Below are 14,755 nucleotides of genomic sequence, written 5' to 3' on the forward strand. Positions count from 1 at the left end.
GTCCAATTAGTCCAGGAACTGGTAGAGCCAGTCGCGCAGATCTTCGGGGAGCGGCACCGGTTCACCGCTTTCGGGGTCGCAGGTCATCCAGACGATCTCTGCTTCCGCGACGGCCTCGTTGCCCCGCAGCATATGCACGAGGAAACCTGCCGATTTTCCGCCGATCTTGCTGACGCCGATATGCGTGTGGACGACGTCGCCCAGCTTCAAGGCCGAGTGAAACGTGCAGGTGATCTTGCCGATCCTGAAGAACGGATCGTCCTTCTGCGGCTTGCGGCGGTGCCAGAATTCCGTGACGGCTTCTTCCGCCCGCACGACATAGGACGACCGGAACATCTCCCCGTGCATGTCGACATCGCGGAAAGGAACCCGGAATTCCTGAGACTTGACTGACTCTTTGGCCACGATACCCTCTGGGTTGCACCCCACTATGTAAGACCATTCTTTCAAGCTAAACAAGCGCAAGAGCAAGGGGTTGCGGCTTGAAAAAGTCAGCTTTCTGCGCCATGTCGGAAAGGTCCAGACCGGACTGACCCCTGACGAGGCCGCCGCATGACCACGCGCCTTTACGAACACAAGATCTTCCTCGAACACAGCACGCCCGAAGGACATCCCGAACGGGCGGACCGGCTGCGCTCGCTGGCGATCGCGCTGGAACATCCGAATTTCGCCAGGCTCGACCGCAGGCAAGCTCCCCAGGCGAACGAGGACGCGGTTCTGCTCGCGCATCCGGAGGAGCACCTGCGCGCTGTCATGCGCGAAATCCCCGAGGAGGATACGATCCGCCAGATCGAGGCGGATACCTATGTGGGGCCGAAGAGCTTTCAGGCCGCGCTGACTGGCATCGGCGGTGCGATGGCGGCCGTCGACGACGTGGCGACCGGCAAGGTCGATAACGCCTTCGTCGCGGCAAGGCCCCCCGGCCATCACGCGGAAAAAGACAAGGCGATGGGCTTTTGCCTGTTCAACAATGCGGCGATCGCCGCCCGCCATGCGCAACAAAAATACGGCATCGAGCGCGTCGCCATCGTCGATTGGGACGTGCATCACGGCAACGGCACGCAGGACATCTTCTGGGACGATCCGTCGGTGCTGTTCTGCTCGACGCACCAGATGCCGCTTTATCCCGGCACCGGCGCAAAGGACGAGACCGGCACCAAGAACAACGTGGTCAACGCCCCGCTTTCGCCCGATACCGGCAGCGAATATTTTCGCGAGGCCTTCAAATCGCGCGTGCTGCCGGCGCTCGACAATTTCCGGCCGGATTTCATCATCATCTCGGCCGGCTTCGATGCGCATCACCGCGATCCACTGGCGCAGATCAATCTCGTCGGCGACGATTTCGACTGGGCGACCGGCCGGCTGATGGAGATCGCCGGCAAATATGCCGGCAACCGTATCGTCAGCCTGCTCGAGGGCGGATATGATCTGGAGGGGCTCGCCGAATCGGCGGGCATGCACATCTGCAGACTGATGAAGGGATAGACGATGACCGAAAACACCGAGAGCCTCGATGTGAGCGGCTATTCCTTCGAGAAGGCCGTTGCCGAACTCGAAAGCATCGTGGCGCGGCTGGAACGGGGCGATGTGGCGCTCGACGAATCGATCGCCATCTACGAACGCGGCGAAGCGCTGAAGAAACATTGCGAAAAGCTGCTGACGGCCGCTGAAAACCGCATCGAAAAGATCCGCCTCGACCGCGCCGGCAAGCTGCAGGGCGTCGAACCGCTCGACGGCGAGTGACCGCCGCAGCCTAAAACCAAAGTCTTACAACCTTCGCAAGGATTGCGTCACAAACCGATTGACGCACCGGGACCGCCTCCCCATGATAGCCGCCATCTAAGTGGTTACTTTGGGAGGAGACCATTATGAATTTCGGCGTGAAGTCCAGTAAAATCAATCTCATGTTCGTGGCGGCACTTGCCGTTTCGACGGCATTTTCCGCCGTCGGCGCGAAGGCTGCGGAATTCATCAACGTGCTGACCGGTGGCACGTCCGGCGTGTATTATCCGCTCGGCGTGGCGCTTGCCGAAATCTACGGACAGGGGATCAAGGACGCGCGCACCCAGGTGCAGGCCACCAAGGCATCCGTCGAAAACCTTAACCTGCTGCAGGCAGGACGCGGCGAGATTGCCTTCTCGCTCGGCGATTCCGTCCAGGAAGCCTGGAAGGGCAACAAGGAAGCGGGCTTTCCCGCCAAGCTCGACAAGCTGCGCGGCATCGCCGCCATCTACCCGAACTATATCCAGGTGGTCGCCAGCGCCGATTCCGGCGTGAAGACGCTCGCCGATCTCAAGGGCAAGAGCCTGTCCGTCGGCGCACCTGCCTCCGGCACGGAACTCAACGCCCGCGCCATCTTCACCGCTGCCGGCATGTCCTACAAGGATCTCGGCAAGACCGAGTACCTGCCGTTCGCCGAATCCGTGGAGCTGATCAAGAACCGCCAGCTCGATGCGACGCTTCAGTCGGCTGGTCTCGGCGTCGCTTCGATTCGCGACCTTGCGACCTCGGTGAAGATCAACGTGGTGGCGATCCCTGCCGCCGAAGTCGCCAAGATTGGCGCGCCTTACATTTCAGTGAAAATCCCGGCCGGCACCTATGAGGGCCAGACCGCGGATGTCGAGACCGCCGCCGTCGGCAACTTCCTGATCACCCATTCGGGCGTGTCCGACGAGACCGTCTACCAGATGACCAAGCTCTTGTTCTCCAACCTGCCGAAACTTTCCGCAGCCCACGCCGCCGCAAAGGCGATCGACCCGAAAAAGGCGCTCGAAGGCATGCCGGTGCCGCTGCATCCGGGCGCCGAACGGTATTACAAGGAAGCCGGGTTGATGAAGTAAACGAGCGAGGATGAGAGCGATTTGCCCCTCATCCGGCTGCCGCCACCTTCTCCCCGTCTTCACGGGGAGAAGGAGTTATGCCGCAACTGTATCCGTCCCCCTCCAACGCCGTTTGGGTCACCTATCCTCTTCCCCTGAGCGAAGAGAGGATTAAGGTGAGGGGCAACGGAGACCTCGGAGAACCAATGTCCGAAACCCCAACGCAAAACTCGATCACCTCACACTCGGCCGAAGAGCCGATCGAGGGCCTGCCGGCCGGTTTCGGCGAAGGGATCACCGGGCGGATTGCCTTCTGGATCGCCTTTGGCTTTACCCTTTTCCAGCTCTGGACCGCCGCCTACGGCACGCTTGCGAGCCAGATCGTCCGCGCCATGCATGTGGGCTTCCTGCTGTTGCTCGGTTTCGTGCTGATCGGCAATCTCGTCGCCAAGACGAAAGCCGGCAGGATCTGGTTCTGGTCGCTCGGCATCGTCGGCTTCCTCACCGGCATCTATAATTGGGTGTTCTATACCGACCTCATCCAGCGCAGCGGTTTCCTGACGATGCCTGACCTCGTCATCGGGGCGGTGCTCATCGTGCTCGTCTTCGAAGCGGCGCGGCGGCTGATGGGTCTGCCGCTGACGATCATCGCAGCCATATTCCTCGCCTACTGCTTTTTTGGGCAATACGCCCCCGGCCCGTTCATCCATCGCGGCTATGATTTCGAACAGATCATCGAGAATTTCGCCTACGGCACCGAAGGCATTTACGGCACGCCGATCTACGTCTCGGCGGCCTATATCTTCATCTTCGTGGTCTTTGCCGCGTTTCTGGAACGCGCGGGCATGCTGGCGCTGTTCAACGATTTCGCGCTCGGCCTCGTCGGCACCTGGCGCGGCGGGCCGGCACAGGTCTGCGTCATGTCGTCGGCGCTGATGGGCACGATTTCCGGCTCGGGCGTCGCCAATGTCGTCGCCTCCGGCCAGTTCACCATTCCGCTGATGAAGCGCTTCGGTTTCCGCTCCGCCTTCGCAGGCGGCGTCGAGGCGACCTCCTCGATGGGCGGCCAGATCATGCCGCCGGTCATGGGTGCCGTCGCCTTCATCATGGCCGAGACGCTCAACGTCTCCTATGCGGAGATCGTCAAGGCGGCAATCATCCCCGCCGTGCTCTATTTCGGCGTCTGCTTCTGGATGGTGTTCCTCGAGGCGGGCAAGGCCGGCCTCAAGGGCATGAACAAGGCCGATCTGCCGAACCCATGGGCGGCCGTCAGGGAGCACTGGCCGCTGATCCTGCCGCTCGCCGCCCTCGTCTACCTGCTGTTTGCCGGTTATACGCCGATCTTCGCCGGCACGATGGGGCTGGCGCTGGTCATCGTGCTGATCCTCGGCATGCCGCTTGCCGCAAGCATCGGCCCGCTCGCCTTCCGTCTCGTCTTCTGGGTCGTGCTCGGCATCGCCGCCGCCTCATTCCTGCGTTACGGGGTCAACTTCCTGGCGATCGTCATCCTCGCCCTGATCGTCGGCTGCATCTTCGTCAAGGGCGGGCGCGAGACGCTTGCGATCTGCCGTGACGCCATGGCGGAGGGTGCCAAGAACGCATTGCCGGTCGGCATCGCCTGCGCCATCGTCGGCATCGTCATCGGCACGCTGACCCTGACCGGGATCGCCTCGACCTTTGTCGGCGCCATCATCCGGGTCGGCGAGCACAACCTGTTCCTGTCGCTGGTCTTGACGATGATCACCTGCCTGATCCTCGGAATGGGCATTCCGACGATCCCGAACTACATCATCACCTCGTCACTTGCCGGGCCTGCCCTTCTGGAACTCGGCGTGCCGCTGATCGTCAGCCACATGTTCGTCTTCTATTTCGGCATCATGGCCGACCTGACCCCGCCCGTCGCACTCGCAGCCTTCGCGGCGGCACCGATGGCCAAGACCTCGGGGCTGAAGATCGGCGTGGAGGCGACCAAGCTCGCGACCGCCGGTTTCGTCGTACCGTTCATGGCCGTCTACACGCCGGCTCTGATGCTACAGGACCCGGGCGCGATTGCTGCGGCTTGGGGTTATCCGGTCGAGGTCGCCTATGTCTTCCTCAAGGCATGCTTCGGCATCGCGCTCTGGGGCACGGTGGTGGTCGGTTTCCTCTTTGCCCGTATGGCACCGTGGGAGCGCCTGCTCGCCCTCATCGCCGGTGCCAGCCTCGTGATGGCACTTCCCTGGACCGACGAACTCGGCTGGATACTCGGCGTCGTCGTTGTCGCCCAACACTGGTGGCGCAACCGCAATGCGCCTACCGCACCGGCACTGACATGAGCGCCGGGCAATGAGCCTCTGCATCCTGGCGGGCGGCAAGGTGACGGCGCTCGCTCTCTCGATGTTCACGCTCTCCTGGACCCATTCGGTGCAGAAGACGGAATGGCGGGAGACCTGGGCCGTGACGCCGGCCGGGCTGGAGCTTCGCCAAGCCGAGGTGAAAGGGTCCGGCGCCGGCATGGAGCCCGGGACGGATGCGGTGCTGAAGGACGGCCGGTGGGTTTGGCACCCGACGCTGCCGCCGCAGGAACGCATCTCGCTGGCGGCGTCGGGCATGACGCCGGGTGGGTGGAGGCTGTGTCATGCGGACGGCTGCGTCGAGCTTGGGGCGACGGCTGGGGATGAGGTGAGCTTAAGCGGGTGTCGCTAGCGCTCTCGACCAAATCCGAGGGCTCCACTATATTGTCCATATGGACAAGGATCTGGTTATCGCCAAGCTGAGAGAGCATGAAGACGAGCTGCGCGCTGCGGGTGCGGAGCATGTGTCGGTCTTTGGCTCTGTCGCCAGAGGTGAAGCGACGGAGGAGTCCGATCTCGATATTCTTGTCAGGCTGACCGACCCCGTAGTCAAATCCGGTCTCGGATACTTCAGTGCTTTAGCGATCCTGCAGGAGCGTATCACTGAAATTACGGGCTACGAAAACGTTGATGTGATTGCCGAACCGATTCAAAAGGAGAACGTGCGGCGCTCCATAGAACGGGATCGCGCCATTGCCTTCTAAGCGCCCTCTGACGCGGATGCGCGATATCGTCGAGAATGGCGCTGCAATCCTTGAATATACTCTGGGCATGGATTTTCAGGCATACGCGGGAAATCGACTGGTCCGTGACGCCGTCGAGCGATGTTTTGCGCGCATTTCCGAAGCAGCGGTCAAACTCAGTTCATTGGCCGAGGAGCTGTTCCCGGTGCATGACTGGCTCGCCATACGAAATCTAGGCAACGTTCTGCGCCACGACTACAGGGGCGTTCTGGATTCGGTAATTTGGACGACCATCGTCGAACGTCTCCCTCCCCTTCTCATTGAACTCGAAACGTTCCTGGCGCAGTATCCGGCCGAACAGGAAACACTGTAGCGAGTACCCCATGTCCTTCTTTCCCGGAAACGACCCGGTCGCGGGTGACGCCTTTGCCTGTGATGCGATCGAGAACCTGATCATTCCGCGCACCAGCGATATCGGCGGGTTTTCCGTGCGGCGCGCTTTGCCGAGCCGGCAGAAAAGACTGGTGGGGCCTTTCATCTTCTTCGACCGGATGGGACCGGCGCTGCTGCGGGCCGACGAGGCGCTTGATGTCAAGCCGCATCCGCATATCGGGCTTTCCACCGTCACCTACCTGTTCGATGGCGAAATCAAACATCGCGACAGCCTCGGCACGGAACTGGTCATCCGGCCGGGTGACATCAACCTGATGACCGCCGGCCGCGGCATCGTGCATTCGGAACGCACGCCTGAAAACCTGCGCGGCCATCCGATGTCGGTCTCCGGGCTGCAGACTTGGCTGGCACTGCCAGACGACAGGGAGGAGATCGATCCGACCTTCTCGCACACGGACAAGGAAAAAATGCCGGTTATCGATGCGGACGGCGCGAACGGCCGGGTGGTCATCGGCGCTTTCGAGGGCCTGGGCTCGCCGGTCTCGACCTTCACCGACACGCTCTATGTCGATCTCCGCCTCGAGGCTGGCAAGCGCTTCCCGTTTGCAGCGGCGCATGAGGAACGGGCGATCTACATTCTCTCCGGCGAACTCGTCGTTTCGGGTGACCGGTTCGCAGCCGACCAGCTTCTCGTCTTCCGACCGGGCGACAATATAACGCTCGAAGCCGGCGCTCCGGGCTGTCACCTGATGCTGTTCGGTGGCGCCGCGCTGAACTCCAGGCGCTACATCTGGTGGAACTTCGTTTCCTCCTCCAAGGAGCGCATCGAAAAGGCGAAAGATGAGTGGCGCACCGGCCGTTTCGACATCGTGCCCGGGGACGAGGAGGAGTTTGTCCCCTTGCCCGTAGCCTGAAATCGGATAGAACCGCGGGTCATGCAACTTGAAAAAGCCTGCTTTCTTCTCATCTTGGGGAGGAACACGCTTCCGGAAAAGAGCAGAAAAGGCACTATTCGTGACATCAACTCCCGCCACGCCATTGCTCGACAAGGTCATGCTTCCTGCCGATCTTCGCGAGATCGAAGATCGCCACCTGACGCAGCTTGCCCGCGAATTGCGCGACGAGATGATCGATGCGGTGTCGCGGACCGGTGGCCACCTCGGTGCCGGCCTCGGCGTCGTGGAACTGACGATCGCCATCCACAAGGTATTCAACACGCCGGACGACAGGCTGATCTTCGACGTCGGCCACCAGTGTTATCCGCACAAGATCCTGACCGGCCGGCGCGACCGCATTCGCACGCTGCGCCAGGAGGACGGGCTCTCCGGCTTCACCCGCCGGGCCGAGAGCGAATACGATCCGTTCGGCGCTGCCCATTCCTCCACCTCGATTTCGGCCGGCCTCGGCATGGCGGTCGCGGCCGACCTTTCCGGCTCGAAGCGCAATGTGATCGCGGTCATCGGCGACGGCGCGATGTCTGCCGGCATGGCCTATGAGGCGCTCAACAATGCCGGCGCGCTGGATGCGCGGCTGATCGTCATCTTGAACGACAACGACATGTCGATCGCCCCGCCGACCGGCGCGATGAGCGCCTATCTGGCGCGTCTCGCCTCCGGCCGCACCTATATGGGCTTTCGCGATCTCGGCAAGAAACTGACCGCCTACCTCGGCAAGAATGTCGACCGGGCAATCACCCGTGCCGTCGAACATGCGCGCGGATACGTCACCGGCGGCACCATGTTCGAGGAGATGGGTTTCTACCATATCGGCCCGATCGACGGTCATTCCTTCGACCACCTCCTGCCAGTGCTGCGCAATGTCCGCGACAACGCCCGCGGCCCGGTGCTGATCCATGTGGTGACGCAGAAGGGCAAGGGCTACGCGCCGGCGGAAGCCGCCGCGGACAAATACCACGGCGTCAACAAGTTCGACGTCATCACCGGCGCGCAGGCGAAATCGAAGCCGAACGCACCGAGCTATACGAGCGTGTTCGGCGAGGCGCTGGTTCAGGAAGCAGGGCTCGACGAGAAGATTGTCGGCGTCACCGCCGCAATGCCGAACGGCACGGGCATCGACAAGCTGGCGGACGTCTTCCCGGCCCGGACCTTTGACGTCGGCATTGCCGAGCAGCATGCGGTGACGTTTGCGGCGGGGCTTGCGGCGGAGGGCTTCAAGCCGTTCTGCGCACTTTACTCGACCTTCCTGCAGCGGGGTTACGACCAGGTCGTCCACGACGTGGCGATCCAGGGACTGCCGGTCCGCTTCCCGATCGATCGCGCCGGCCTTGTCGGCGCCGACGGGCCGACCCATGCGGGATCGTTCGATACGACCTTCCTCGCCACTTTGCCGGGCATGGTGGTGATGGCTGCCGCCGACGAGGCGGAGCTGAAGCACATGGTGCGCACGGCTGCTGCCTATGACGACGGCCCGATCTCCTTCCGTTATCCGCGCGGCGAAGGCGTCGGCATCGAACTGCCGGAACGCGGTCAGATTCTGCAAATCGGCAAGGGCCGGGTGGTGAAGCAGGGTGCCAAGGTCGCCTTGCTCTCCTTCGGCACGCGCCTCAAGGAATGTGTGCTTGCAGCCGAGGATCTCGATGCTGCCGGGCTTTCGACGACGGTTGCGGATGCGCGTTTCGCCAAGCCGCTGGACCAGGATCTGATCCGCCAGCTCGCCCGCCATCACGAAGTGCTCATCACCATCGAGGAAGGTGCGGTCGGCGGCTTCGGCAGCCATGTGCTGCAGTTCCTCGCGACCGAGGGCCTGCTCGACAACGGCCTGAAAATCCGCTCGCTGGTGCTGCCGGACATCTGGATGCAGCAGGCGAGCCCGGATGCGATGTACGCCAAGGCCGGCCTCGACCGCGCCGGCATCGTTTCGACCGTCTTCAGGACGCTCGGCCAGCCGCAGATCGGTGTCGGCTTTGCCGGTTGAGCCTGACCGTCGGGTTCTCTCGGCCTAGAAACCGAGTCTGCTCAAGGGCCCGATGATCCTGCGATAGAGCATCGGCGGCGTGAACTCCCGCAGCACGTCACGGCGGATTTCGGCATAGTCCTTCTTATCCGCCGAGTTCGGACGCGGCTTGAAGAGCGTCGAATGCGACTTGCGGGATTCGTCCCAGGTCGCCGTGTAATAATAGAGGGCGATCGAGTCCCTCGTCTTGTCCTCCGGATGGTTCACGACGCTGGGATTGCCGTGGAAGGAGTCCGATGTGGTCGAGAAGGTGACCATGCGGTTGAACAGCGGGGTGAAACTGTGCACCTTGCCCTTCATCTCCTTGTCCCAGATTTCGAACGAACCACCCCACTCCTCCCGCCAGCCCTTGTTGAGATAGATCAGCGTGTTGAGACGGCGCTCGACCTTCATCTTGGAATGAAGATTGAAATCCGCGTGGATATCGAGATGCCCACCGTTGGCGGTCTCATGGACGCCGGCGCCGAAAAAGAACGGGTCGGGGATCAACCCCTCGATGCCGGTCATCTCCTCCAGGAACAGGATGAAGGGGCGCGAATTCAGCGCGTAGAACAGGTTCTTGGTGTAGGCCGGAAGCCGCTCCGGAACATAGGAGACCTTCTTGTTCTCCTGCGCCCTCGCAAAAGTCGTCTCCTTTTCCGGGCGGTTCCTGAGATCGGCCAGGACGTTTTCCAGAACCTGCTCGGGCAGGAAATTGTCGATGCAGATATGCGGATAAGGCGATGCCGATTGGTAAGCCTCAGCATAATTCCTGGCCATCGAGCGAGCAGCATCAACATCTGCCAGAAGAGTATCCGGATCAATGGGATATACTAACTGCGCCATTACACTCCCCCAAACTATACTTCGGTCACAGTGTCATGTTTTTTGGATGGCGCAAGCATGCCAAAAGCCCATACTTCGAAAGCGTTAGTTGTTAGAGGGATTCCAAATCAAGCCTCTTCTTTTGAAATCCTGATATAGAATCAATAAGTTCGGTTGACGGCGCCTAGCATCCCGGCACCCCTTTTCCAAGGCAAGGCTCCGAAGCAGTATGCTTCTACGTCGAATGAAGTAATGGGGCCAATCGAGGGGCGCTGTCTCTAGCTCCGCTCGCCCTCGATCACCATGTCGAACTGTACGACATTGGAATAGATCGGCGTGCCGACATCCATGGCATAGCGCGAGCGGTAGATCTTGCCGCTGACGTTGAAGCCTATCTTTCGGCCGTTCCAGGAGGTCAGTTTCACATCGAAGATTTCGGATGAGCTATGCCCCTTGGCGGTCAGCGTGCCGGTGATGCGGGCACTGTCCGGGCCGGTCTGCTCGATCCGCTCCGACCGGAACGAGATCGTCTCGAACCGGGAGGAATCGAAGACGGCGCCAGAGCGCAGGAAAGCATCGATACGATCCTGGCCGGTGCTGACGCTTTCCGGCTTCAGGTCGAAATTCACCATGGAATGGGCGAGATCACCGGCTTTCAGGTTGAACGTGCCCGAAAACTTGCCGAATTTGCCCTTGATGCCGCCGCCGCCGACCTGATCCACAGCAAAGGCGATACGGGAACCGGGCGTGATGGCATAGCGCCCGGCCGCCTCCGTGAGGCTCGGGACGTCGACCGCGGAGAAGCTGGCCTGTGGAAGCGACATGGTGAGCAGCATTGCTGCAATGACGGTTGCCTTGCGGGTCATGGTCCCGGCTCCTCGATTGACGTTTTGACGGTACGGTGCCGGCTGCCGAGCATGCGGGTGAGCACGTCGTCGTGCCTGACATAGTGGTGGTAGAGTGCGGCGGCGGAATGCAGGAAGACGAGCGCCAGCGTGGAATAGGCGAGAACCGCATGGACGGTCGTCCACCACGCCTCGGCAGCTTCCGACTTCGGCACCGGAAGATGCGGAATGACGACGAGGTTGAACGCGAAGGTCGGAATTTCGAGCGGCGACACGGAGGCGATCATCCAGCCGGCCACCGGCACAGCCACCGCCAAGGTCAGCAGCAGGTAGTGCATCCCATGTGCCGAGCGACGTTCCAGGATACCCAGACCTTCCGCGGGCTTCACCCGCGCGACGCTCAGCGAACGGACGAGCCTCACGGCGGCCAGAAGAAGAGCCAGCATGCCAAAGGATTTGTGCCACTGGAAGAGCTGGAACTGCAGGGCGGGATCGATCGATCGGCGGGTCATGACAAAGCCGAGGATCAGCAGGCCGAGGATCAGCACCGCGATCAGCCAGTGCAGAGCAATCGCGACAAGATCATAGCCATCGGCGGAGCGACGCGGCATGGGATGTTTCCGGAATTCTTCGGCAAGTCACAGGGTGGAAACATCGTACTTTCCGACCCAAGCGGCAAGCGTCGGCACGATCACGCTCATTCAATATTATTGAATAGGGATTTGTGCCGCCGTTACTGATCGGCGGCCGTCAGGAACAGGATATTCAAATCCTTTTCCGGGGAGAAATCGTCGGCAGTCATCTCGAAGGTCGTCGGGCCGACCTTCTTAATACCGTTGCCGCAGAAGCTGACGTAGTCCTGCGCCCTGCCCTTGTCGATCGTCAGCTTGAACTTGCCGATCGAGCCGCCCCAGTTGGCACCGGTGGTGAGGATATACGACACCCATTGCTCGGTATAGTTCGGGCCGCTTTTCCCAGCCGCGGCTTCGAGCTTTGCGGCCGTCTTCAGGAAGGCGGCGTCGATGCAGTAGCGCTCGGCATAGTCCTTGTAGTTGGTCGCCGGCTTGCCCTGGTCGATGAAGGTCATGGCGACAGTGCCGCCGACGCTCGGCTTGTAGCGATGGCTGACGCGGATGGGCTTGCCTGCCGGGAATTTCGTCTTCCACCAATAGACCGATCGCAACGTCCAGGCAGGCGTCAGGTCCTCTTGCCAGCCCTTGCCGGCATCGTAACGGTTGACGAACACCAGCCCCTCGGCGATCCAGGCGGCCTTCACGTCTTCGGGCAGGGCCTTGAGTGCGGCAAGCGTCCTGTCGCTATAGGGTAGAAGCGGAATGTTGCGCGCAACAAGTTCGTCGGTGCGGTCGACGCCTGCCGCCAGCACCCGCTGCTGCAGTTCCGGCTTGATCTGCCGGCTGTCCTGCACGACGGAGAAGCCGAGGAAATTGTCGGCGTCGGTCTCGTCGAGCGCGATATTGCTGTCCATGCTGCCGGTAACATCCGGCATTGGGAAGGCGATGACGCTTTCGACGTCCTTGTCGCTGGTGTTCTTGAAGACGTAATCGACCAGCACTTCCTCACGGGAAATGTAGAGCTGCTCCTCGGCCATGGAGACGTCGGAGGTCTGGACGTAGATCAGCCCGCCCGTCTTCAACTCTGCCATGGTATCGTTGGCGAGTGCCGGGTTCGAGACAAGCAAAAGCCCGCCGATCAGCAAGGTCCACCGCATTTCCGTCCCTCCGGTTCGTTGCCGGCTTTCCGGCCGCCGGAAGATAGACGCAAATGCTGAAACAGAGAAGGCAGGCCGGAGGGTCTTCCGGCCTGCCTTTGAGATCGAGCCATATGGGCGGATCAGAATTCCGACCACTCTTCCTTCACGGCCGCGGCGCTCGCCGCCTTGCCGGAAAAGGCGCGGGCGACGGTGGAACGCAGGGCATTTGCCGGCGATGCCACGGGACGGGCTGCCGACGGGGCCGCAACCGGACGCGAAGTCCGAGCTGCCGGTGTGCCCCCGAAGTTGAACTGCCTCAGCAGGGCATCGAGCGCCTGGGCTTCCTGGGCGAGCTTGTGGCTTGCCGCGTTCTGCTCTTCGACCATGGCGGCATTCTGCTGCGTGCCCTGGTCCATTGCGTTGACGGAGGTGTTGATCTCCTGGAGGCCGGTCGACTGCTCGCGGGTGGAGATGACGATGGCGGAGAGGTGCTGGTTGATCTGCTGCACTTCGCCGACGATCGCTTCCAGCGCCTGGCCGGTCTCACCGACCAGCGCGACGCCCGCATCCACCTGTTGGCTGGAGGTGGTGATCAACGCCTTGATCTCCTTTGCCGCATTGGCGGAACGCTGAGCGAGCTCGCGGACTTCCTGTGCGACGACCGCGAAACCCTTGCCCGCCTCGCCGGCGCGAGCCGCCTCGACGCCTGCATTGAGCGCGAGCAGGTTGGTCTGGAAGGCGATATCGTCGATGACCGAGATGATATTGCTGATCTCGCCGGACGACTTCGAGATCTGCTCCATGGCGGAGACCGCCCGGCGGACCACCTCGCCCGATTTCTCGGCGCCGATGCGGGCCCGCTCGACGCGCTGGCCGACATCTTCTGCACGGCGGGCCGATTCCTTCACCGTCGTCGTCACCTGTTCGAGTGCTGCGGCTGTCTCTTCGACGGCTGCGGCCTGCTGTTCGGTGCGACGTCCGAGATCGTCGGCAGCGGAGCGGATCTCGCCCGCGCCGGAGCTGATCGCCGAGGCGTTCTCACCGACCGCCTGGAGGGCTGACTGCAGCCGGCCGAGCGCCTGGTTGAAGTCGGTGCGCAGCCGGTCGAGATTGCCGGAGAACGGCTTTCCGATGCGGTAGGCGACATCGCCATCGGCAAGGCTTGCAAGCCCGGTGGCAAGCGCGTCGATCGCAAACTCGAGATTGGCGGCTTCGCGGGCCTTGTGGGCGTCGTTGTCGAGGCGCTCGCGCTCGCTGGTGCCGCGCAGGATATCCGCATCGCGGGCCAGGCGCTGCTTTTCGATGGCCGCGTCCTTGAAGACCGTGACGGCCTTGGCCATCCGGCCGACTTCGTCGCCGCGTTCGAGAGCCGGGACCTGGATGTCATGATTGCCGGCTGCAAGGCTGGTCATGGCGTCCGTCATGCCGACGATCGGCTTGACGATGACGCGCGACAGGGCCAGCACGAGGGCAACCGCGATCAGGCCGGCAATGCCGCCGCCGATCAGAAGCGTCAGCAGCAGGTCGGTGTGGGCGCGGGTCTGGGCATTGACCATGGCGGTGGACAGGTCGAAAGCCTGCTTCTTGATCTTGGCGGCAGCCTCGCGGAAGACGTCGAGCTGGCCCTTGGACTGGTTGCGGCCGATCTCGATGACTTCGTCGATCGGCTTGCTGGTGTTCTTGCGCGCATCGAGCTGCGGAACGGTGAGCTGGGTGTGGAACACATCGGCTGCGGCCCGCATCGCATCGAGCGAGGCGAGCATATCCGGCATGCCGGCGGCGGCCTTCTTGGCGGCGTCGATCGCCGCAATCATCTTCTCGCGGTTATTGAAGACATCCGCATAGGTGCTGTCGCTCTTGAAGAGCAGGAAGCCGCGCTGATTGACGGCCTGTTCCAGCATGGCTTCGAGCGCCGCGTCCACATGCATCAGGATGGTCTGGGAAACGACCTGCTGCGCGGAAGACCGGCTCGATTTCAAGGCCTGCCAATAAACGCCGGCGGACGCCAGCAGACAGACCGACATCAACGCCGCAAAGGTGATGATCAGCTTCTTGTTCAGGGATAGGTTTTTAAGCGACATCAGTGGCTTCCGCTCTCAGTTGAAACAGCATTGGATATCTCCTCCAGTCTGGAGAGAATCCGAACATGATTAAAATTTGATTGAACGCGGCCGCGAGTTTTCATGGATCAAGC

Annotated in this window: 15 protein-coding genes; 9 read left to right on the forward strand and 6 right to left on the reverse strand. The window is 61.9% G+C overall.

What is annotated here, in order from left to right; genetic code table 11:
• Window positions 1-6 precede the first annotated feature (6 nt).
• On the reverse strand, window positions 7-405 hold the full coding sequence (locus C5J26_RS32680) for a thioesterase family protein (RefSeq protein WP_172745840.1): 399 nt from the start codon (window positions 403-405) through the stop codon (window positions 7-9).
• Between the two features lie 147 nt (window positions 406-552).
• On the opposite strand from C5J26_RS32680, the gene C5J26_RS12280 reads away from it, so the two are divergent.
• The 9 genes from C5J26_RS12280 to dxs all read left to right on the forward strand — a co-directional run bounded on the left by C5J26_RS12280 (window position 553) and on the right by dxs (window position 9,162).
• The gene (locus tag C5J26_RS12280; protein WP_105402007.1) at window positions 553-1,485 is read left to right on the forward strand and encodes a histone deacetylase family protein; all 933 of its coding nucleotides are present in this window, start codon (window positions 553-555) and stop codon (window positions 1,483-1,485) included.
• Window positions 1,486-1,488: 3 nt separating this feature from the next.
• Window positions 1,489-1,743: an exodeoxyribonuclease VII small subunit gene (locus C5J26_RS12285; RefSeq protein ID WP_105402008.1), complete on the forward strand. Its 255-nt coding sequence runs from the start codon at window positions 1,489-1,491 to the stop codon at window positions 1,741-1,743.
• 125 nt (window positions 1,744-1,868) lie between these two features.
• Window positions 1,869-2,840, forward strand: a complete 972-nt coding sequence (locus C5J26_RS12290) for a TAXI family TRAP transporter solute-binding subunit (protein ID WP_206051179.1) — start codon at window positions 1,869-1,871, stop codon at window positions 2,838-2,840.
• A gap of 185 nt (window positions 2,841-3,025) precedes the next feature.
• Window positions 3,026-5,134 (forward strand): TRAP transporter permease, encoded by a 2,109-nt coding sequence (locus C5J26_RS12295; RefSeq protein ID WP_105402009.1) that lies wholly within the window; start codon window positions 3,026-3,028, stop codon window positions 5,132-5,134.
• 10 nt (window positions 5,135-5,144) lie between these two features.
• Window positions 5,145-5,504, forward strand: a complete 360-nt coding sequence (locus C5J26_RS12300) for a DUF1850 domain-containing protein (RefSeq protein WP_105402010.1) — start codon at window positions 5,145-5,147, stop codon at window positions 5,502-5,504.
• A 40-nt stretch (window positions 5,505-5,544) separates the two neighbouring features.
• Window positions 5,545-5,856, forward strand: a complete 312-nt coding sequence (locus tag C5J26_RS12305) for a nucleotidyltransferase family protein (protein ID WP_046631073.1) — start codon at window positions 5,545-5,547, stop codon at window positions 5,854-5,856.
• A 16-nt stretch (window positions 5,857-5,872) separates the two neighbouring features.
• Window positions 5,873-6,208: a DUF86 domain-containing protein gene (locus C5J26_RS12310; protein WP_105402011.1), complete on the forward strand. Its 336-nt coding sequence runs from the start codon at window positions 5,873-5,875 to the stop codon at window positions 6,206-6,208.
• A gap of 10 nt (window positions 6,209-6,218) precedes the next feature.
• A complete protein-coding gene (locus C5J26_RS12315; protein WP_105402012.1) occupies window positions 6,219-7,142 on the forward strand; it encodes a pirin family protein in 924 nt (307 codons plus the stop codon).
• Window positions 7,143-7,242: 100 nt separating this feature from the next.
• A complete protein-coding gene (gene dxs / locus C5J26_RS12320) occupies window positions 7,243-9,162 on the forward strand; it encodes a 1-deoxy-D-xylulose-5-phosphate synthase (RefSeq protein ID WP_105402013.1) in 1,920 nt (639 codons plus the stop codon).
• Window positions 9,163-9,186: 24 nt separating this feature from the next.
• Here the strand turns inward: dxs and C5J26_RS12325 are convergent, their stop codons facing one another.
• The 5 genes from C5J26_RS12325 to C5J26_RS12345 all read right to left on the reverse strand — a co-directional run bounded on the left by C5J26_RS12325 (window position 9,187) and on the right by C5J26_RS12345 (window position 14,642).
• Entirely contained in the window at window positions 9,187-10,026 is an 840-nt protein-coding gene (locus tag C5J26_RS12325; RefSeq protein WP_105402014.1) for a 2OG-Fe(II) oxygenase, read from the reverse strand.
• Window positions 10,027-10,283: 257 nt separating this feature from the next.
• Window positions 10,284-10,871, reverse strand: a complete 588-nt coding sequence (locus C5J26_RS12330; RefSeq protein ID WP_105402015.1) for a YceI family protein — start codon at window positions 10,869-10,871, stop codon at window positions 10,284-10,286.
• The gene (locus tag C5J26_RS12335) at window positions 10,868-11,461 is read right to left on the reverse strand and encodes a cytochrome b (protein WP_105402016.1); all 594 of its coding nucleotides are present in this window, start codon (window positions 11,459-11,461) and stop codon (window positions 10,868-10,870) included. Before C5J26_RS12335 ends, C5J26_RS12330 begins: the two co-directional genes overlap by 4 nt.
• Before the next feature lie 122 nt (window positions 11,462-11,583).
• Window positions 11,584-12,579 carry a DUF4424 domain-containing protein gene (locus C5J26_RS12340; protein WP_105402017.1) on the reverse strand — a complete coding sequence of 332 codons (996 nt, stop codon included), beginning with the start codon at window positions 12,577-12,579 and terminating at the stop codon, window positions 11,584-11,586.
• Window positions 12,580-12,701: 122 nt separating this feature from the next.
• Window positions 12,702-14,642, reverse strand: coding sequence for a methyl-accepting chemotaxis protein (locus tag C5J26_RS12345; RefSeq protein ID WP_105402018.1), 1,941 nt, complete (start codon window positions 14,640-14,642; stop codon window positions 12,702-12,704).
• Between the last annotated feature and the right edge of the window lie 113 nt (window positions 14,643-14,755).

This window comes from Neorhizobium sp. T7_12, from assembly GCF_002968535.1.
In the GTDB taxonomy this organism is placed as follows: domain Bacteria; phylum Pseudomonadota; class Alphaproteobacteria; order Rhizobiales; family Rhizobiaceae; genus Neorhizobium; species Neorhizobium tomejilense.